Source organism: Streptococcus infantis (genome assembly GCF_047463615.1).
GTDB classification, from domain to species: domain Bacteria; phylum Bacillota; class Bacilli; order Lactobacillales; family Streptococcaceae; genus Streptococcus; species Streptococcus infantis_X.
In genome coordinates, this window is record NZ_JASHDO010000006.1 from 1 (window position 1) to 20,462 (window position 20,462).

Consider the following 20,462-nt stretch of genomic DNA (forward strand, 5'->3'; position numbering starts at 1 on the left):
CACACTTCTAGTTGCTGTGATTGTTGGTGATTGTCCGTTAACACCATTTCTTCCATCAGTGATTGTTGCCAACGGTTGGGTTGGATTTAGTGGTTGTCCTGGTCTTGCTGGATCCTCTACATAAATTTTTGTTTCAGTTCCATTTTTAATAGCGATTAAAGATTTTCCATCCGCACCTTTTGGTCCTGCTGGTCCTTGTGCCCCAGTTGCACCTTTTGGGCCCGCTGGTCCTTGAGGTCCTGGAGCTCCTGCTGGTCCTGCTGGCCCTTGTGCCCCAGTTGCACCTTTTGGGCCCGCTGGCCCTTGTGGACCTTGCGCTCCAGTTGGTCCTTGAGGGCCCACTGGTCCCCTTTGTCCTTGGGCTCCAGTTGGTCCAACTGGACCTTGTTGTCCGTCACGAATTGTTGTTGTTACATCACTACCGTCAGGATTATGTACTGTCAATATATGTGTTCCATTTTGACCATCAGTTATAGTTACTGTTGGAGTTTTCCCATCCGCACCTTTTGGACCTGCTGGTCCTTGTGGACCTTGCGCTCCCGCTGGTCCTTGTGGGCCTGCTGGTCCTCTTTGTCCTTGGGCTCCAGTTGCTCCTTGAGGGCCCGCTGGTCCTCTTTGTCCTTGGGCTCCAGTTGCTCCTTGAGGTCCCGCTGGCCCTGCTGGCCCTTGTGCCCCAGTTGCTCCTTGTGGTCCCGCTGGTCCTTGAGGTCCCGCTGATCCTCTTTCGCCATCTTTTATAGCTGTGTTTAAGATTAGTTCATCTTTTTCTGCGTTATAGTTCCCATCACCATCTTTATCTAAATAAAATGTAATATTATTAGTATCTCCCACTTTATTTTGAACTGCAGCTATTTTACCAATACCGTATTTCATTATACGTGGTTTGGCTTCTTTTACTGTAGTAGGATTTCCTACAGGAAGACCTAAAACATACTGATCTCCAAATTTATGAACTCGGTATGCTTGAGATTTTTCACCTTCTTCACCTTCAGAAACCAACTCTATAGCACCTTCCGCTAATTTAGTAGTCGGTATATAAAGTGTTTGAAAATCAACTTTTGTTTTAAAACTTGCCGTTGAAGGATTTGGTTGAGCAGGATTTGCATCTAGATATAATGGATCCGTTTCATAATAATAGTTAGAATTACTATATGGGTCATTACTAGTCGCAGATCCACCACCACCTTGGTCTACGTTAAATTCAACTGGACGTAAACGAAGAGATAAGTCTCCGTTAGGGTTAGTTATAGGTAAACTAAACGTAATTGTTTGACTTTTGTTTGTTTCTACTGCAGCATCTAAACTGTAGCCTGAATGAGAAACAAAGTTTCCACCCTTACTAATGTTTTTAACTTGATTTCTTAAGTTTGGTGTTATAACAGTAGCAGATGTAGGTTCACCATAACCTGTTCCCTTATCTAAGATAAAGTTGTTATTAACAAACTCTCTAGGATTTCCTGGCGCAGAATAATTAATTGTAAAGTTAACACTATTACCACTACGTACTGTCGTTACATCATAATGGATTTCTTGGCCACCACGTGAATGTCCTATACCACGAAATGAATGTGATCCCTGACTGATGTCAGAAAATGCAATAGTATTGTTTGGATTTAAGATTGGTTTATTTTCTGGCCCACCCGCTCTAAATCCACTACCAACCGAACGGAATCCACTACGTCCGTTTTCCAAATCTTCCTTACGAATAGCTGGATTTTGACGAGCATCTGAAAGACTGAGTGCAGGTTTCAAGATTTCGTTAGTTACTTCTGGAGCTGAAGTTACTTCAACTTTAGCAGGTGTGCTAGTTGACAAATCAGCACTAGCAACTGCTGAACGATCAGTTGTTACAGATGGTTTAATCTCTTCTTTTGCTTCAACTGAATCAGCTTTCTTCACTACAGGAGTTTCTGACACCGTTTTTTTATCTGATTCAGAACGAAGTTCTAAACCAATGATAGCTGAGTGAATAGATGACTCAGCTGCTGATACTTCAGCTTCTGTTGCATCTGCTTTCCCAAGCAAGATTTGACCGGTTTGGATACTTGCTTGTAAGTTATTTACACTAGCTTCTGTATATAACTTACTTTCTAATTTCTTAGCACGCGAAAGAATCGTTAATAATTTTGACTTATCAACTGAATCTTGATGATTTGTTTCTTCTTTTTTATCTTTCGCTTCTTCAGCTTCTTCTTTCGGTGCTTTAGCATCTTCAGGTTTAGCTGGAGTTACGTCTACCGGATTAGCAACTGCAGGAGCTGCATAGGTTGTTTCTTTGCTAGATGTAGAAGCTTCCGCTGGTTTATTAGCTTCTTCCACCATATCAACAGAAATACTGTTAGTAACTACTGGATTATGTTCTTCTGCTTGTACTGCTTGAGCATTAGCAGCAGCTCCCAAAACTAAAGCTGTCCCGAGCAAGACACTTGCTGCACCAAAGTGATACTTACGAATAGAATATCGTTGTTGCAGACTATACCAGTCAAATGACTTTTTATGTGAATGTTTCATCATTTACTCCTTAATATTTTTTCTACTTTAGTATATACCAATTTAGGACATTAATCAAGTTTTATCATTAATATCATATATTGTTGACTCTTTTTGTAACATGGAGATATATTTTATTTTTTGAATATCGAATACTTGCTTTTGAGTATTGCTTCTTGTATAACATAACCATAAATGTGATACTAGATACATAATAGAAAATACCTATATGCCCAATCTTTTATCTACAAAATAATAAGGACAATTACTCTGAATGGAAATTGTAATTCCGAATCATGACTTGTTTAGATTACATGCACTTGACAAAAAAACAGGAGGTACAGAACGAATCCAAAAAAAATGGTTTAAATTGATTATGGACAACTTTCCCAAATATTGACATCCAATCTTCTGTTAACGAAATAATGACAGATTTAATTTATAATACTAGTATGGAAGATTTTCATCAACATCTGCTTACTCATTCACAATCTTTTCAATTACTTGAGTATATTTTAACAATGAAAGACTGCATATTTATTGAACGGTTAAAAATCTTCAGGCAAGTAATACCAATCTCTATCGATTAGGTTGAAACATTACAAAAACTCCATTTTTTCATTTTCAGATTGAATTATCTTTCCCCCCTACTACAATTCTAGGCATTGAAACTGATATTCGCTATTTTTTGCTCTACACTATTCAGAGAACTATTATTTGCTTGACTAACTTTTTTCAACATTCCTGAAGAAGACTTAGCAGAGTTTGCTGATTTCTTCTATAAAATCACAAATTATCCAATGTGATTTGCAATTGATAGATCGTACAAATTGATATTAACTATCAGTTTCTCTGAAAAATTAGGATTTGAAATGAGTCTGGACATCATGCCCTATCCCTAACTTTCGTAGATATCCATTCTTACAATTGTAATAAGCGTTCTAACTTCGATATTTGAGATCAATTAGAAATCAGCAACAAAATTTTTGATCAAACAGATTAAAAATTTAATTTTTATAACTTCTTTATCACTTACATACTAAAAAGACTCAATAATACTTATAAGTCACTATAATATTTGTAGTCGGTAGATTCCCTATAGATATTATGAAGCCAATTTTGTTGTGTAGAAGAGCAAATATTTTAAACTCAAAAAAAGGTTGAGACAGACTTGTCTTCAACCTTTTTGTATTATATTTTGTACTTATTAAAGTGAGTTAACGTCAACCTTGATACCCACACCTTGAGTAGTTGTAATTGTCAAGCTTGTTACGTAAGTACCTTTAGCAGTAGCTGGTTTAGCTTTTTGGATTGTTTCGTTGAATGCTTTGAAGTTTTCAACCAACTTGTCAGCTTCAAATGAAACTTTACCGATGATAGCTTGTACGATACCTGCACGGTCTGCACGGTAAGTGATTTTACCACCTTTAGACTCTTCAACTGCTTTAGCAACATCCATTGTTACAGTACCAGTTTTAGGGTTTGGCATCAAGTTACGAGGTCCAAGGACACGTCCAAGACGTCCAACAAGAGCCATCATGTCAGGTGTAGCGATAACTACGTCGAAGTCCAACCAACCATCGTTGATTTTAGCAACAAGGTCGTCTTCACCAACGAAGTCTGCACCAGCAGCTTTTGCTTCTTCAGCTTTTGCACCACGTGCAAATACAAGAACACGAGCTGTTTTACCAGTACCGTTTGGCAATACCATTGCTCCACGGATTTGTTGGTCAGCTTTTTTCACGTCGATGTTCAAGTTGTAAGCAACTTCTACAGTTGCGTCAAATTTTGCAAAGTTAGTTTCTTTTGCAAGAGCTACAGCTTCTTCTACGCTGTACGCTTTTGTGCTGTCGATTTTCTCAAGTGCAGCACGAAGTTGTTTGCTTTTTTTAGCCATTTTCTATTCTCCTTGTAAGTGGTTCAATCGATTTTCATCTCCCACGTCACTTCTCGAAATGATGAAGTCTTGCGGGTTATATAGGGATGTTATTGATTAGTCAACAACGTTGAATCCCATAGAACGAGCAGTACCTTCGATCATACGCATTGCAGACTCAAGGTTTGCAGCGTTCAAATCTGGCATCTTAGTTTCTGCAATTTCTTGTACTTGCGCACGAGTAACTGAAGCAACTTTTGTTTTGTTAGGTGTACCTGATCCTTTTTCAACACCTGCAGCTTTTTTCAAAAGAACAGCAGCTGGTGGTGTTTTAGTGATGAAAGTAAATGATTTATCTTCGTAAACTGAGATAACAACTGGAATGATCATACCAGCTTGATCAGCTGTACGAGCGTTGAACTCTTTTGTGAATCCCATGATGTTGATACCAGCTTGACCAAGAGCAGGTCCAACCGGTGGAGCTGGTGTAGCTTTACCAGCAGGGATTTGCAATTTTACAAGTTTTTCGACTTTTTTAGCCATTTTTAAATCCTCCTTTGTGGTTTTGGCGGTAATGTAAGATTTTTACCTCCCACAAGTATGTTTTACACATACCCATCTATTATACACTATTTTAAAAAAAATGCAAGAGAAATTTTTATTTCTGTTACACTTTTTTGGTGAAATCAATCTTCAGAATCTTCTACCACGATGGAGTGAATTCATTCAATCAAAGTCAGTACAAAACTCACTCCATTTTCAGTAATACCACTTTCTACAAAACCAAGGGACTCAAAACATCTTCTAGAAATCCGATTGAAAGTGTAAATTTCTTGAACTTCCAATTGTTTCCAACCCTTTTGACGAGCTAGATCAATCAAAACCTTCAAAACCTTGCGTCCAAGACCTTGATATCGATAAGTTGGATTGCCAATCACAATAGGAACATTCTCCTGAGATAAGGTTACATCCCCAATTGGAAGCCACTCTCCCTTTTCTCGAAACTCAATCCAGAACAAATCCCCGTTACTTTCTAAATAGGAATACATGGTATTTAATTTTTCCGAACTATAAGGTATTCTAATACCGTCTACAAGTTCCACCAAATCCACATCTTGATACCAGGCCAAAGCTGCATCACGATGATCTGCTAAAAAATAGGGAACTAGACGTAAGGAATCATCTATCTGAATGATTTTTGTCATCATTTTCTACTCCTAATACTAGCTCCGCTGCTTGATTAAAACCATCACACCAGTTATACCATTTTGCCTCATATTCATCTTGAGATAAGACATGATTTTTTAAATCCAGAATAGAGTATATCTTTCTTTCCTCACAAGCTTTTGCATAAAGATGATAGATTTCATCACCACCATCTTTATCAAACTCAGCAGAAATCGTATCCTGACCTAGCAACAATGCCTGATAAGCTCTGTGATGCCCGTCTGTAATTAGCAAGCGATCTCCAAATGCAATAATACTGATTGGATTAATACTTGGCTTTTCTTCCGACTGATAGAGCATCTGAATATCTAGCAACTTCTTCTCTGATAAGTAAAGTTGACTCGGATGAAGATCTTTTATCTTGACTTTCATTTTTACTTCCTCACGAAGGGTTAATACCTACTTCTGCTTGCCTGTAAAGCGCCATTGAAAGCGAAGCTTATCATAAAAAGGAAATTCGATAAATAAGATTCCTAGACCTAAGCACAAGCTAGCCAAAACATCTGACGGGTAGTGGACTCCTAGATAGACTCTTGAAACAAGGACACTAACGAGGTAAATTCCTAATAAACTCTGCAGAGGCAGTTTCAATCTTGTGCTTTTCACTCTCTGACTTAGGATAATAATCAAAGACCCGATGAGTAAGGTCACCGCCAGAGAATGGCCACTCGGGAAAGAAAAGCCCTTTTCTTCCACTAAATGTAAAATATCTGGTCGGGGACGTTGATAGAGGTGTTTTAGAGACACAATTAAAATTCCAGCAAGACTAAGATTCCCAGCTACCAAGAGGCTTTCGCTCTTCCATTTTTTCAGATAAAATATGGCAGACAAGATAATAGCCCAACTGATGACAACTGGTAAATCAATCAGCCGTGTGATTCCACGAAAAATCATAGTCAAGTTCTCGGGTAAATCCCCTCGAATAGCTGTTTGAACTGATGAGTCCAATGTTTGCAATTGTTCTGGATAAAACTTAACGACATAACCCAAAATTACAAATAGTAAAAGGGCAAAAGAGCCCTTTGTTAAATATGTTTGTTTATCTTTCATAACGTTTTAAAGTTACCTTTAGGAAGACATAAATCAACCAAAATGCTAGAGCAAAGATAATGCCTTCGATTAGATTAAAAGGCAAAACCATAGTCAGCAGATAGTTGCTCAGTCCTAGAATTTTCTCAATATCAAAGTTGGCAAACTTAGCGTATAAAGGAACAGCATAGACGTAGTTCAGAACTAACATGACCAAAGTTAGACCAAGTGTGCCAGCTACTGAAGCTAGGACAAAACGCATGGTTGTACGCTCTTTTTTCCAAATCAAACCAAAAGCAATCACAAATACTCCTAAAGCAACAATATTCATCGGTAGGCCGATATAAGTGCTGACTCCTTGATTGTTCAACATTAATTTCAACAAAGAACGAAGGAGGATAACTCCTAAAGCTGCAGGCAAATCCATCACCACCAAGCCCACAAGGACTGGTAAGATACTGAACTCAATCCTTAAGAAGGATGCCGCAGGTAGAAGCGGAAAGTCAAAGTACATCAACACAAATGAAAGTGCTGATAAAATTGCAATGGTCGAAAGTCGACGTGTGTTTGTCATAACAGGTTCCTCCAATTTTCTATAAAATCAGAAGAAGTTGGAAAGTTTCTCTCTATCTACTCTCTTACCCTATCTCAAAAAACAACCTAATCCTGTTAAACAGGAGGTTCTAATTTACTATAAAATGAAGCAGAATAGACAAAGCTATCCTTTCGTCTTCTCCCATCCAGACTATACTGTCGGTTGTGGAATCTCACCACATCAGCTTGCGCTCGCGGACTTCTTTTACTAAGATATTTTGAATTAATCTAGGCGTCGCAGTCGAAGATGATACTTAAGTATATCGAGACAAGACAACGACGAGTAAGCCAAAATAGCTAGTAAAAGTCACCGCCGGTCGGGAATCTCACCCAGCCCTGAAGACTCTTTTATGATAACAAAAAAAACTTGCGCTTGCAAGCTTTTTGTCAGTTGTAACTATTTTTATTTCAACTTATCCGTTTCGTAGGTATGAATCAATTCCAAACCAGCAAAGTTTTGCTGTCTGAGTGCCTCATAAACAATCATACAAACGGTATTGGAAACATTGAGACTACGAACATGCTCATCATTCATGGGAATGCGGAGAGCCTTTTCTGGATGCTCACGCATAAATTCTTCAGGCAAGCCCTTATCTTCCCTCCCAAAGAGAAAATAGTGATCCCCTTCTGTCGTAAAGTCTGCATCTGAATAGGCCTTTTCTGCAAACTTAGAAATCAAGTAGACCTGGCCATCCATTTTTTCCATAAATTCATCTAAACTATCATAGAAATAAATCTCAAGTTTGTCCCAATAATCCAAACCAGCTCTCTTCATCTTACGGTCATCAATCGGAAAGCCCATTGGTTTGATAATATGAAGGGGCGCATTTGTTGCTGCGCAGGTACGCGCAATATTGCCTGTGTTTTGTGGTATCTGGGGTTCAAATAATACAATGTGATTTGTCATGCCTTGTTTCCTCTCACTAATGCAAAAAAATAGCCACACTGCCCGGAGTCAAGCTCAGCAAACAGTGTGGTTAAGGCATCGTTAACTTACCTCACAACAGGTTTGAAGTAAATCAGCGAAACTACTTTTTTAGTATATCACTTTCAGCTTGATTGTCAATAGAAATGACTTGATTTTTTTCATTTTTTTTACAAGCATATTTACAAAAGGTAGAAATGCATCAGTCAGACTAAAAAATCACAGAAAAACAGTATGGAAATTGTATAATTTTAGACATCTATTCAGTTGCGGGCAACAAGTTTTTATCAAGTAAAACAAAGAAAACGACAAACTTTGCTTTTTAGTAGGGAAATTGGTCGGTTGCCGAGTGCATTTTATTCTAAAAAAGAGTATGATAGATACATATTGAAAAAGTAGGTTATATAACATGAAGATTATTCTTGTCGGAGGGGGGAAAGTTGGTTCTGCCCTTTGTCGTTCACTTGTCGCTGACAATCATGATGTTGTCTTAATTGAACAGAACGAAACCGTTCTTAACTACATGACAAGCCGTTTTGATATTATGGGAATTGCAGGTAATGGAGCTGATTTTGCTATACTAGAAGCAGCTAATGTCCAAGACTGTGATATTTTTATTGCTATGACTCAGTATGATGAAGTCAACATGGTTTCAGCTCTTCTGGCTAAAAAAATGGGGGCTAAAGAAACTATTGTTCGTGTCCGCAATCCTGAATATTCCAACCCCTATTTCAAAGAAAAAAATATTCTAGGTTTCTCTCTGATTGTCAATCCTGAACTCCTTGCAGCTCGTGCTATCGCTAATATTATCGATTTCCCAAATGCTCTATCTGTTGAGCGTTTTGCAGGTGGTTTGGTTAGTCTAATGGAATTTGTTGTCCGTAAGGATAGCAATATCTGTCAAATGTCTATCGCAGACTTCCGGAAAAAGTTTGGCAATGTTATCGTCTGCGCTATCGAGCGAGACCATAAGCTCATGATTCCAAGTGGAGATATGGTCCTCCAAGACAAGGATCGGATCTTTGTTACAGGTGATCGGGTTGACATGATGCTCTTTCATAACTATGTCAAATCTCGTGTTGTTAAAAGCTTACTCATTGTCGGTGCTGGAAAAATCGCTTACTATCTCGTTGGCATTTTAAAGGATAGCCGTATTGATACCAAGGTCATTGAGCTCAATCCAGATCGCGCAGCATTTTTCAGCCAAAAATATCCCAAACTCTATATTGTCCAAGGTGACGGAACGGCAAAAGATATTCTCCTAGAGGAAAGTGCTCAACATTACGATGCTGTCGCAACTCTTACTGGCGTTGACGAAGAAAATATCATTACTTCTATGTTCTTAGATAGTATAGGTGTTCAGAAAAATATCACCAAAGTTAATCGAACTAGTCTACTAGAGATTATCCATGCACCTGAGTTTTCTAGTATCATCACACCAAAAACCATCGCTGTAGATACCATTATGCACTTTATCCACGGTCGTGCTAATGCCCAATATTCAGATCTTCAAGCTATGCACCACCTAGCAAATGGACAACTTGAGACTCTTCAATTCCTCATCAAGGAAGCCAATAAAATGACTGGCAAACCTTTGTCTCAACTTAAATTCAAAAAAGATTTGTTGATCGCTGCTATTATTCGTAATGGGAAAACCATCTTCCCAACTGGTGAAGATAGCCTTCAAGTCGGTGATAAGTTAGTTGTCATCACATTATTATCAAATATCACCAAGATTTATGATCTGTTAGAGAGGTAAACTATGAATAGAAGTATGGTACGATTTCTTCTTGCAAAGCTACTCTTGATCGAAGCTGGTCTACTCTTGGTTCCAGTTAGTATTGCTCTTTATTATCGAGAATCTAGCCAAGTTTTCACAGCTCTTTTTTCTACTATTGGTATACTTGTAGTTCTAGGTCTTCTCGGCATCATTAGCAAACCTAAAAAACAACGTATCTATGCAAAAGAAGGGGTATTGATTGTTGCTCTCTGCTGGATCCTCTGGTCTTTCTTTGGGGCTCTTCCTTTCGTCTTTTCTGGACAAATCCCCAATATCATAGATGCCTTCTTTGAGATTAGTTCTGGCTTCACAACAACAGGAGCAACCATTTTAAATGACGTTTCTGTATTAAGCCGTTCTCTTCTATTTTGGAGGAGTTTTACCCACCTCATCGGAGGGATGGGGGTGCTTGTGTTTGCTCTAGCGATTATGGACAACGCTAAAAATAGTCACCTAGAAGTTATGAAGGCTGAGGTTCCAGGACCAGTATTCGGTAAGGTGGTATCTAAACTAAAAAATACAGCTCAAATCCTTTATATCCTCTACTTGGCTATGTTTGCACTCTTTGTGGTTATTTATTACCTTGCCGGGATGCCACTCTACGATAGTTTTGTTATCGCTATGGGTACTGCTGGTACTGGTGGCTTTACTGTTTACAATGATGGAATAGCCCACTATCACAGTTCTCTCATTACCTATCTGACAAGTATCGGGGTTTTGATGTTTGGCGTCAATTTCAACCTCTACTACTACCTCATGCTCCGTCGTATCAAGGAATTCTTTTTTGATGAAGAACTCCGAGCATATCTCTTGATTGTAGCCATATCAACTGGCTTAATCACGCTTAACACACTCCACCTCTATAGCGGAGTTTCACAAAGCTTTGAGATGGCCTTCTTCCAAGTATCTAATATCATCACCACTACCGGTTTTGGATATGGAGATATCACGAACTGGCCCTTGTTTTCTCAATACATCTTACTAATGCTGATGGCAATCGGTGGTTCTGCTGGCTCCACTGCTGGTGGTCTCAAGGTCATCCGTGGAGTCATCTTATCTAAAATTGCTAAAAATCAAGTCTTGTCTACTATATCACCTCACCGTGTGTTAACTCTCCAGGTCAATCAAACAGTCATTGATAAGGATACCCAGCACAAGATTCTGAAGTATTTTGTGGTTTATATCATGATTCTACTCAGCTTGATTTTCATCGTCAGCTTAGATACCAATAATTTAATGGTTGTCACAAGTGCTGTTTTCAGTTGCTTTAACAATATCGGTCCTATTTTAGGAACAACAGCTAGCTTCTCTATCTTTAGTCCGTTTTCAAAAATTCTGCTATCGTTTGCCATGATTGCGGGACGACTTGAAATTTACCCAATCATCTTGCTCTTTATGAAACGCACTTGGTCTAAACGATAGAACAATCAAATTCATACCCTATCTCCCCTCTTCAAGGAACCTTTGAAAGGGGAGTTTTTAGTTTTATACTCAATGAAAATCAAAGAGCAAACTAGGAAGCGAGCCGCAGGCTGCTCAAAACACTGTTTTGAGGTTGTGGATAGAACTGACGAAGTCAGCTCAAAGCACTGCTTTGAGGTTGTAGATAAGACTGACGGAGTCAGTCACATATATAATCCAAGGCGAAGCTGACGTGGTTTGAAGAGATTTTTGAAGAGTATCAAAAGACAAGTCAGCCTTAAAATCTGACAATTGGGGAAATATATCACCCCACATCCTATCTTTGAGCTATAATGAGAAAAAAATCTAGGGGATACTTTATGGAAAAAGTCACAAAATCAATTCGACTACTCTTGTTCTTTGCCTTAATCCAACTTGGTCTTTGTAGTTGCATCTTTTGGTCTGGAACTTCTCTAGCCCTCAAACAATCCTGCTTTTATTTTTTACTGGCCTTATTAGCCTTATCCGGAACTTGTGCCTTTATACATTATTTATCTAGTCACAACCAGGCTACAAATAGCATTCTTGATCGCAATCGCTTTATCTTTTTATTGTATAGCATGATGGTTATTGTCAATCTTTGCGGGGTTGGACTTGTTCTGTCAGAGAGTATCGTCACAGTTAACTTACTTCAAAAAGAAGCCGTAGACCTCATACTGCCTTCCTTCTTTTTTCTATTTGGAGTCGACCTCGTCACCTTTCTCCCTTTGAAAAAATGGAGAAGATTACAAAGAAATTCCAGCAGCAAGGAAGTACGTTTTTCCATTCTAGTTATTTCCATTCTAATCTTCCTACGTAATCCAATCACCATTTTGTCCATCGCTTTTTACATCGGTCTTGGGGCTCTCTTTCTCAGTTTTTTATTTCCCAAGAATCTGAGACAGGATGTATCATTTTACAGCCATTTGATTCGGGATATTCTATTTGTCATTTGTACCCTTCTGTTATGGTAGCAGATAGAATCCAGCAATTATGTTATAATTAAATAAAATTTTTTAGGAGACATATCAATGAACTTTTTTAAAGATTTTCGTAAACGACTCGCTTGGTTTGGGATCTTGTTAGTAGCCATCGTTCTCTCTCAAATTCCTATGATTACTTTAGGTTTACTTCAAGGGACCCAAATTGTACCTATCTGGTCATCACTTATCGTAGCCCTTATTTCCATTCTTGTCATCGCCATCTTTTTATACGGTGCCCACAAGAGCAAGTTACTGGTATTTAAACCTAAACTCTTAACGATTAGTGATGTTCCTCGTATTGTTTTGAGTTATTTGACTATCTTTGTCGGTAATCTTGTGGGAGGTATCTGGCTACAACTCATTAATCAAACGACCACTTCCAACCAACAAATTATTAACAACCTTGTTTCTGAAAGCACTCTGATTGGTAGTTTCTTCCTCCTTGTTTTAATCGCACCTATCTGTGAGGAAATCATCTGTCGCGGAATTATTCCGACCAAACTCTTCCAAGGCTACGAAAAGTTTGGCTATGTCATCGGTTGGCTAATCTTTCTTCTAGCACATAGACCTTCTAACCTCCCTTCCTTCTTGATTTATGGTTGGATGTCTGCCGTCCTCACTTGGACTGCTTATCGCACACGACGTCTAGAGTTATCCATTTTAGTTCATATGGTACTCAATAGCATCAGTTTCATCTTGCTTGCTCTCGTAACCATTCTTCTCAAAAATGTTGGTATCTAAACAGATCTAATATCCAATTCCCTTTGATTTTTTTTGCAGATCAATCAAAGGGAATTTTTGTTTCTATTTTCCTAGAGCTTATAAAATTTACCTCTATCTAGCTTCTCTAAAAAATTTTTTAAAAAAATTTAAAAATATTTTTATGCATTAAATTTATAGAATATAAAAATAAGTTAAATTAACATACATGTCTATGAATAATCTTATAAAAAAATGTAAGAAATCCCTTAAAATAGGCTTTTCTAGGACTTTTAGGCTTTATCATTTTCCTTGTAAAGCATATTAAATTGTGTTAATATTAAAATGTAAGCGATACCAAAACAGTTTGGTACACACAAGAAAAAAGGAGGATTCACATGTCTTCACATCCAATTCATGTTTTCTCAGAAATTGGGAAACTGAAAAAAGTTATGTTGCACCGTCCAGGCAGGGAGTTGGAAAACTTGTTGCCGGACTATCTTGAAAGGCTTCTTTTTGATGATATTCCTTTCTTGGAAGATGCTCAAAAAGAACATGATGCATTTGCTCAAGCTCTTCGTGATGAAGGAATCGAAGTTCTATATCTAGAGCAGCTGGCTGCTGAATCATTGACTTCCCCAGAAATCCGCGATCAATTTATCGAGGAATACTTAGACGAAGCCAACATCCGTGGTCGTCAAACCAAGGCCGCTATTCGTGAGTTGCTTCAAGGCATTACAGACAACCAAGAATTGGTTGAAAAAACGATGGCTGGTGTTCAAAAAGCTGAATTGCCAGAAATTCCTGAAGAAGCAAAAGGTTTAACTGACTTAGTTGAGTCAGACTATCCATTTGCTATTGATCCAATGCCAAACCTCTACTTCACTCGAGACCCATTTGCTACAATTGGTAATGCCGTATCGCTCAACCACATGTATGCAGATACTCGTAACCGTGAAACTCTTTATGGTAAATACATTTTCAAACACCATCCAATCTATGGTGGAAAAGTTGAATTGGTTTACAACCGTGAAGAAGATACACGTATCGAAGGTGGGGATGAGTTAGTTCTTTCTAAAGACGTTCTTGCAGTAGGTATTTCTCAACGTACAGATGCAGCTTCTATTGAAAAACTCTTGGTTAACATCTTCAAGAAAAATGTTGGCTTCAAGAAAGTTATAGCATTCGAATTTGCTAACAACCGTAAATTCATGCACTTGGATACTGTATTCACCATGGTAGACTATGACAAGTTCACTATTCACCCTGAAATCGAAGGTGACCTTCATGTTTACTCTGTTACTTATGAAGATGAAAAACTCAAGATTGTTGAAGAAAAAGGTGATTTGGCTGAACTTCTTGCTCAAAACCTTGGCATAGAAAAAGTTCATTTGATCCGTTGTGGTGGAGGCAATATCGTAGCAGCTGCGCGTGAACAATGGAATGATGGATCTAACACTTTGACCATCGCACCTGGTGTGGTAGTTGTTTATGCCCGCAATACCGTGACCAATAAGATTTTGGAAGAATACGGACTTCGCTTGATTAAGATTCGCGGAAGTGAATTGGTTCGGGGCCGTGGTGGACCTCGTTGTATGTCTATGCCATTTGTACGCGAAGACATTTAAGCCCTCCCTCTCTCTGTTTAGCGCCTGCTAACAGAATTAAAGCTTGTTAGAAAAGGATTTATAGAATGACACATTCAGTATTTCAAGGAAGAAGTTTTCTAGCTGAAAAAGATTTTACCCGTGCCGAGCTCGAATATTTGATTGGCCTTTCCGCTCATTTGAAAGACCTCAAAAAACGCAACATTGAGCACCACTACCTAGCAGGTAAAAATATTGCTCTTTTATTTGAAAAAACTTCTACTCGTACACGCGCAGCCTTTACAACTGCTGCAATCGATCTTGGAGCACACCCAGAATATTTAGGTGCCAATGATATCCAACTAGGTAAGAAAGAATCTACTGAAGATACAGCAAAAGTTTTAGGACGTATGTTTGATGGTATCGAGTTCCGCGGTTTCAGCCAACGTATGGTTGAAGAATTGGCTGAATTCTCAGGTGTTCCAGTATGGAATGGTCTAACTGACGAATGGCACCCAACTCAAATGCTCGCTGACTATTTGACAGTACAAGAAAACTTCGGACGCCTTGAAGGATTGACCTTGGTTTACTGTGGTGATGGACGTAACAACGTTGCCAACAGTCTTCTTGTAACTGGAGCTATCCTTGGTGTCAATGTCCACATCTTCTCACCAAAAGAACTCTTCCCAGAAAAAGAAATCGTTGAATTGGCTGAAGGATTTGCTAAAGAAAGTGGCGCTCATGTTCTGATCACTGAAGATGCTGATGAAGCCGTTAAAGGGGCAGATGTTCTTTACACCGACGTTTGGGTATCTATGGGTGAAGAAGATAAATTCGCAGAACGCGTAGCTATGCTTAAACCTTACCAAGTCAATATGGACCTCGTTAAGAAAGCAAATAATGAAAACTTGATCTTCCTACACTGCTTGCCAGCCTTCCATGATACTCACACTGTTTATGGTAAAGACGTTGCTGAAAAATTCGGTGTCGAAGAAATGGAAGTAACAGATGAAGTCTTCCGCAGCAAGTACGCTCGTCACTTCGACCAAGCAGAAAACCGTATGCACACTATCAAAGCTGTTATGGCTGCTACACTAGGAAATCTCTATATTCCAAAAGTGTAATACTAACTTTATACTCAATGAAAATCAAAGAGCAAACTAGGAAGCGAGCCGCAGGCTGTACTTGAGTACGGCAAGGCGAAGCTGACGTGGTTTGAATTTGATTTTCGAAGAGTATTAACAAACAGCTTAGGGGCTGAGACTAGTGTTTTAGTCCAGTCCCTTTTTGTAGTAGAAACGAGAACTGAGTTGGAATTTGAAAACAGTCACATTCAAGCTACTAGCTTAACATTCAACCCAAACCTCATAACAAAAAATTAACTGCCTCCCCAGTTATTTATATGTCTAGAATTCCAACTCTGCTCGTTTGTAGAAAGCCTTCTTTCTCAACTACCAAATCCAATCATTTAACCAAATCTTGGTTTTAGCCCATCTCAAAGAAAGGAGCGCTCATGTCACATCGTAAAATTGTTGTCGCTCTTGGAGGGAATGCTATTCTCTCTACCGATCCATCTGCTCAAGCCCAAGAAGCAGCTCTAGCTGAAACAGCTCGCCATCTGGTAAAACTAATCCAAAACGGTGATGAACTCATCATTACACACGGAAATGGACCGCAAGTCGGTAACTTGCTCCTTCAACATCTAGCGGCAGATTCTGAAAAAAATCCAGCCTTCCCTCTAGACTCACTCGTAGCCATGACTGAAGGTAGTATCGGTTTTTGGCTCCAAAATGCTTTAGATAATGCTTTGCTTGATTTGAAATTGGAAAAACCTGTTGCGTCTATTGTAACGCAAGTAGTCGTGGACAAAGATGATCCTGCATTTCTTAACCCAAGCAAACCAATCGGTCCTTTCTACTCAGAAGAAGATGCCAAAGTAGAAAGTGAACGAACTGGAGCTACCTTTAAAGAGGATTCGGGTCGCGGTTGGCGTAAAGTCGTTGCTTCGCCAAAACCTATTCACATCAAAGAAATCGATAGTATCCGAGCATTGCTAAACGCAGGTCAAGTTGTTATCGCTGCAGGCGGTGGAGGTATTCCTGTAATCGAAAATGAAAACGGTTACCTATCAGGGGTAGAAGCCGTTATCGATAAGGACTTTGCATCTCAATGCTTGGCAGAACTGGTTGAAGCCGATCTCTTCATCGTTTTGACTGGCGTAGATTATGCTTATGTCAACTATAACAAACCAAATCAAGAAAAATTGGAGCAGGTAACTGTTAGCCAACTCCAAGAATACATCCAAGAGGGGCAATTTGCTCCTGGTAGTATGCTACCAAAAATCCAAGCTTCCATTGATTTTGTAACCAATCGTCCAGCAGGAAAAGCCGTCATCACTTCCCTCAGCAATTTGGGAGCCTTGATTGAATCTGATAGCGGAACAATCATCGTTAAAGATTAGCATCTTAGTGATACTTTACAAGAAAGTTTAGTCAGCACTCTTGCCACCATCATTCGTTTTTATACTGTGTGACATAGTTTAGGAGGAAAAACAAATGAGTGAAAATAAAAAAAGGTTTCAAATGCCTTCATCATACACTGTTTTGATCATCATCATTGCCATTATGGCATTTTTGACCTGGGTCATTCCTGCAGGTAAGTATGATACCAATGAAGCAGGTAACCTCATCGCAGGTACCTATCAAACTGTTGACTCTAATCCTCAAGGGATTTACGATGTCTTTATGGCCCCAATTCGTGCCATGCTCGGTCACAAACCAACTAGCGCAGCAATCGACGTTGCCTTCTTTATCCTTATGGTCGGAGGTTTCCTTGGTGTCGTAAACGCTACTGGTACACTCGATGTAGGGATTGCCTCCATCGTTAAAAAATACAAGGGCCGCGAAAAAATGTTGATTCTCATCCTCATGCCCCTCTTCGCACTTGGAGGAACTACCTATGGTATGGGTGAAGAAACCATGGCCTTCTATCCCCTTCTTGTCCCTGTAATGATGGCAGTTGGTTTTGACAGTATCACTGCCGTAGCCATCATCTTACTAGGTTCTCAAGTTGGTTGTTTGGCATCTACATTGAATCCATTTGCTACTGTTATCGCCTCTGATACTGCGGGAATCTCTTCTATGGATGGGGTTATTCTCCGTGTTATCTTCTGGTTTGTAATGACAGGTATCAGCACTTACTTTGTCTATCGTTATGCAGAAAAGATTCAAAAAGATCCTACTAAATCACTCGTTTACGCTCAACGCGAAGAAGATATCAAACACTTTAATGTTTCAGAAAACGATGATGCACCATCTACCTTGAGCAAGAAACAAAAACATGTCCTCGCTTTATTTGTATTAACCTTTATCATTATGATTGCAAGTTTCATCCCTTGGGTTGATTTGCATGTTACTGTATTTGAAGACTTCAAGAATTGGTTAATCGGCCTTCCTGTAATTGGAGGAGTTATCGGTTCATCTGCTCAACCATTTGGTAGCTGGTACTTCCCAGAAGGCGCTATGCTCTTTGCCGTTATGGGTATCTTGATCGGTGTTGTCTATGGTCTCAAAGAAAGCAAGATTGTCTCAACCTTCTTAACTGGTGCTGCAGATTTGCTTTCAGTTGCCTTGATTTGTGCGGTTGCTCGTGGTATCCAAGTTATCATGAACGATGGTATGATTACTGCAACTATCCTACATTGGGGTGAAGTTGGCCTTCAAGGTCTTTCTCCTCAAATCTTCATCGTATTGACCTATATCTTCTACCTACCTATGTCCTTCCTCATTCCTTCTTCATCTGGTCTTGCTAGTGCAACTATGGGTATCATGGCTCCTCTTGGAGAGTTCGTCAATGTTAAAGCAAGCCTTATCGTCACTGCCTACCAATCTGCATCTGGTGTCCTTAACCTTGTGACTCCTACTTCAGGTATTGTTATGGGTGCTCTTGCTCTTGGTCGTGTCAGCCTTGGAACTTGGTGGAAATTTGTTGGAAAACTCGTCATCGTCATTGTCGTTGCAAGTATTCTACTTCTCATCTTAGGTACCTTTGTGCCATTCTTATAATAAAGAGGGAAATACGGATGAAATCCTATATTACAGAATCAATCAAAGAGGATTTTCTTCAAAATTTGAAAACAATCATCTCTTATCCTTCTGTTCTCAATGAAGGTGAAAATGGCACTCCCTTTGGTCAAGCAATTCAAGATGTCCTGAAAAAAACGCTGGACTTATGTCAAGAACTTGGTTTTAAAACCTACCTTGATCCTCAAGGATATTATGGGTATGCAGAAGTTGGTGAGGGGGATCTCCTTGCCATCCTCTGCCACCTAGATGTCGTTCCTGCAGGCGATTTGACAGACTGGGAAACTCCTCCATTTGAAGCTAGTATCAGAGATGGGCGGGTTTATGGTCGGGGTTCTCAGGATGATAAAGGACCTTCTCTTGCAGCCCTTTACGCAGTCAAAAGCCTGCTTGACCAAGGAATTCAATTCAAAAAACGGGTTCGGTTCATATTTGGCACTGATGAAGAAACACTTTGGCGTTGTATGGCAAGATATAATGCCATTGAAGAGCAAGCCAGCATGGGATTTGCTCCTGATTCATCGTTCCCATTAACCTATGCAGAAAAAGGACTCCTTCAGGTCAAACTTCATGGACCTGGATCAGAACAACTCGCCTTAGATGTAGGTGGAGCTTTCAATGTCGTTCCTGATAAGGCAACCTATCAAGGACCACTTATGGATCAGATCCAGGCAGGCCTAATAGCTGCTGGCTACGATTATCAACAAAATGATCAGAACCTTACTGTTCTAGGAGTATCTAAGCATGCCAAGGATGCTAGCCAAGGGATTAATGCAGTCATTCGATTAGCCACCGTGCTTGATTCCATTCAATCCCATCCTGCACTTACATTTCTTGCCAAAGAAGTTGGTCAAGATGGTCAAGGAAAAGAAATCTTTGGTGATATCAGCGACCAGCCTTCTGGACATTTATCCTTTAATGTGGCCGCCTTAACCATTACTCCCGAAAGTTCTGAGATTCGAATTGATATCCGAATCCCAGTCCTTGCAGACAAGGATGCCCTTGTTCATCAGCTGATAGAGTGTGCAAAATCTTACCAACTTAGCTACCAAGAATTTGACTACCTGGCACCACTTTACGTTGCAAGAGATAGTATGCTCGTCACTACACTCATGCAGGTTTATGAAGAAAAAACTGGTGACAAGAGTCCCGCTCTATCATCTGGCGGTGCAACCTTTGCACGTACCATGCCAAACTGTGTCGCTTTTGGCGCCCTCTTCCCAGGAAGAGAGCAAACAGAACACCAAGCAAATGAATATGCTATCTTAGATGATCTCTATCATGCTATGGATATCTATGCTGAAGCTGTTTACCGATTAGCGACCTAAAAGACCTCCTAAACTCCGTCCCAAATCGGGACGGAGTTTTAAGAAAATTCTAAATAGCGAGCTACAACAAAAGCCAAGAAAATCCCTTCCTTGGCTTTTTTCAATAGTTTTAAGGTAAGTTACCAACTCAGATACTCTTTTTCACTACGACACTGAGTTTGGCAAATCGATTCTATTTGGCAAACGAAGTTAGTAAGGCAGGTAGCTAGACCTCTTTCTAACTATTACGACGAAAAAGTCCACGAATCGAAACTATTCGTGGACTTTGCCTAGTGAAGCGTTTAAGTAAACTGTCTTAGCGGTTAGTGCTTATTAGATTACGACACGGAGTTTTTTAAATCGATTCTATTTGCTAAACGTAGTTAGTGAGACAGTCAGCTAGACCACTCGTAAATGTTACGATACGAAGAGGCGAAAACGATT

17 protein-coding genes and 1 riboswitch are annotated in these 20,462 nt (G+C 39.4%); of the genes, 9 read left to right on the forward strand and 8 right to left on the reverse strand.

Annotation, left to right across the window (positions count from 1 at the left end; translation table 11 throughout):
- The 8 genes from QM874_RS06460 to QM874_RS06495 all read right to left on the reverse strand — a co-directional run.
- A partial coding sequence (locus QM874_RS06460) for a YSIRK-type signal peptide-containing protein (RefSeq protein ID WP_414316683.1) occupies positions 1 to 2,511 on the reverse strand: 2,511 nt, incomplete at its 3' end.
- 1,186 nt (positions 2,512 to 3,697) lie between these two features.
- Positions 3,698 to 4,387, reverse strand: a complete 690-nt coding sequence (gene rplA, locus QM874_RS06465; protein ID WP_001085672.1) for a 50S ribosomal protein L1 — start codon at positions 4,385 to 4,387, stop codon at positions 3,698 to 3,700.
- A 96-nt stretch (positions 4,388 to 4,483) separates the two neighbouring features.
- Positions 4,484 to 4,909: a 50S ribosomal protein L11 gene (rplK, locus tag QM874_RS06470; RefSeq protein ID WP_001085804.1), complete on the reverse strand. Its 426-nt coding sequence runs from the start codon at positions 4,907 to 4,909 to the stop codon at positions 4,484 to 4,486.
- 179 nt (positions 4,910 to 5,088) lie between these two features.
- Entirely contained in the window at positions 5,089 to 5,571 is a 483-nt protein-coding gene (locus tag QM874_RS06475) for a GNAT family N-acetyltransferase (RefSeq protein WP_414316753.1), read from the reverse strand.
- Positions 5,546 to 5,965 carry a chromosome partitioning protein ParB gene (locus tag QM874_RS06480; RefSeq protein WP_414316684.1) on the reverse strand — a complete coding sequence of 140 codons (420 nt, stop codon included), beginning with the start codon at positions 5,963 to 5,965 and terminating at the stop codon, positions 5,546 to 5,548. Before QM874_RS06480 ends, QM874_RS06475 begins: the two co-directional genes overlap by 26 nt.
- Positions 5,966 to 5,992: 27 nt before the next feature.
- Positions 5,993 to 6,643 carry a phosphatase PAP2 family protein gene (locus QM874_RS06485; RefSeq protein WP_414316685.1) on the reverse strand — a complete coding sequence of 217 codons (651 nt, stop codon included), beginning with the start codon at positions 6,641 to 6,643 and terminating at the stop codon, positions 5,993 to 5,995.
- Positions 6,633 to 7,196 carry an ECF transporter S component gene (locus QM874_RS06490; protein ID WP_414316686.1) on the reverse strand — a complete coding sequence of 188 codons (564 nt, stop codon included), beginning with the start codon at positions 7,194 to 7,196 and terminating at the stop codon, positions 6,633 to 6,635. The genes QM874_RS06485 and QM874_RS06490 overlap by 11 nt, the downstream gene beginning before the upstream one ends.
- 150 nt (positions 7,197 to 7,346) lie before the next feature.
- Positions 7,347 to 7,564, reverse strand: a riboswitch (FMN riboswitch).
- 55 nt (positions 7,565 to 7,619) lie between these two features.
- Positions 7,620 to 8,123 (reverse strand): tRNA (cytidine(34)-2'-O)-methyltransferase, encoded by a 504-nt coding sequence (locus QM874_RS06495; RefSeq protein WP_414316687.1) that lies wholly within the window; start codon positions 8,121 to 8,123, stop codon positions 7,620 to 7,622.
- A 427-nt stretch (positions 8,124 to 8,550) separates the two neighbouring features.
- Here QM874_RS06495 and trkA point away from each other — a divergent pair, with 427 nt between their 5' ends.
- From trkA to QM874_RS06540, 9 genes are all read left to right on the forward strand, one after another.
- On the forward strand, positions 8,551 to 9,900 hold the full coding sequence (gene trkA / locus QM874_RS06500) for a Trk system potassium transporter TrkA (RefSeq protein WP_414316688.1): 1,350 nt from the start codon (positions 8,551 to 8,553) through the stop codon (positions 9,898 to 9,900).
- Positions 9,901 to 9,903: 3 nt separating this feature from the next.
- Complete coding sequence (locus QM874_RS06505; protein WP_414316689.1) at positions 9,904 to 11,343, forward strand: TrkH family potassium uptake protein; 1,440 nt, start codon at positions 9,904 to 9,906, stop codon at positions 11,341 to 11,343.
- 359 nt (positions 11,344 to 11,702) lie between these two features.
- On the forward strand, positions 11,703 to 12,335 hold the full coding sequence (locus QM874_RS06510; RefSeq protein WP_414316690.1) for a hypothetical protein: 633 nt from the start codon (positions 11,703 to 11,705) through the stop codon (positions 12,333 to 12,335).
- 57 nt (positions 12,336 to 12,392) lie between these two features.
- Entirely contained in the window at positions 12,393 to 13,085 is a 693-nt protein-coding gene (locus QM874_RS06515; protein ID WP_414316691.1) for a lysostaphin resistance A-like protein, read from the forward strand.
- A 356-nt stretch (positions 13,086 to 13,441) separates the two neighbouring features.
- Positions 13,442 to 14,671 carry an arginine deiminase gene (gene arcA, locus QM874_RS06520; RefSeq protein ID WP_414270996.1) on the forward strand — a complete coding sequence of 410 codons (1,230 nt, stop codon included), beginning with the start codon at positions 13,442 to 13,444 and terminating at the stop codon, positions 14,669 to 14,671.
- 65 nt (positions 14,672 to 14,736) lie between these two features.
- A complete protein-coding gene (gene argF / locus QM874_RS06525; protein WP_075229985.1) occupies positions 14,737 to 15,753 on the forward strand; it encodes an ornithine carbamoyltransferase in 1,017 nt (338 codons plus the stop codon).
- Between the two features lie 389 nt (positions 15,754 to 16,142).
- Positions 16,143 to 17,090, forward strand: coding sequence for a carbamate kinase (gene arcC, locus QM874_RS06530; protein ID WP_414316692.1), 948 nt, complete (start codon positions 16,143 to 16,145; stop codon positions 17,088 to 17,090).
- 94 nt (positions 17,091 to 17,184) lie between these two features.
- Positions 17,185 to 18,693, forward strand: a complete 1,509-nt coding sequence (locus tag QM874_RS06535; RefSeq protein WP_414270998.1) for a YfcC family protein — start codon at positions 17,185 to 17,187, stop codon at positions 18,691 to 18,693.
- Positions 18,694 to 18,710: 17 nt separating this feature from the next.
- Positions 18,711 to 20,039: a dipeptidase gene (locus tag QM874_RS06540; protein ID WP_414316693.1), complete on the forward strand. Its 1,329-nt coding sequence runs from the start codon at positions 18,711 to 18,713 to the stop codon at positions 20,037 to 20,039.
- The last annotated feature ends 423 nt before the right edge of the window (positions 20,040 to 20,462 follow it).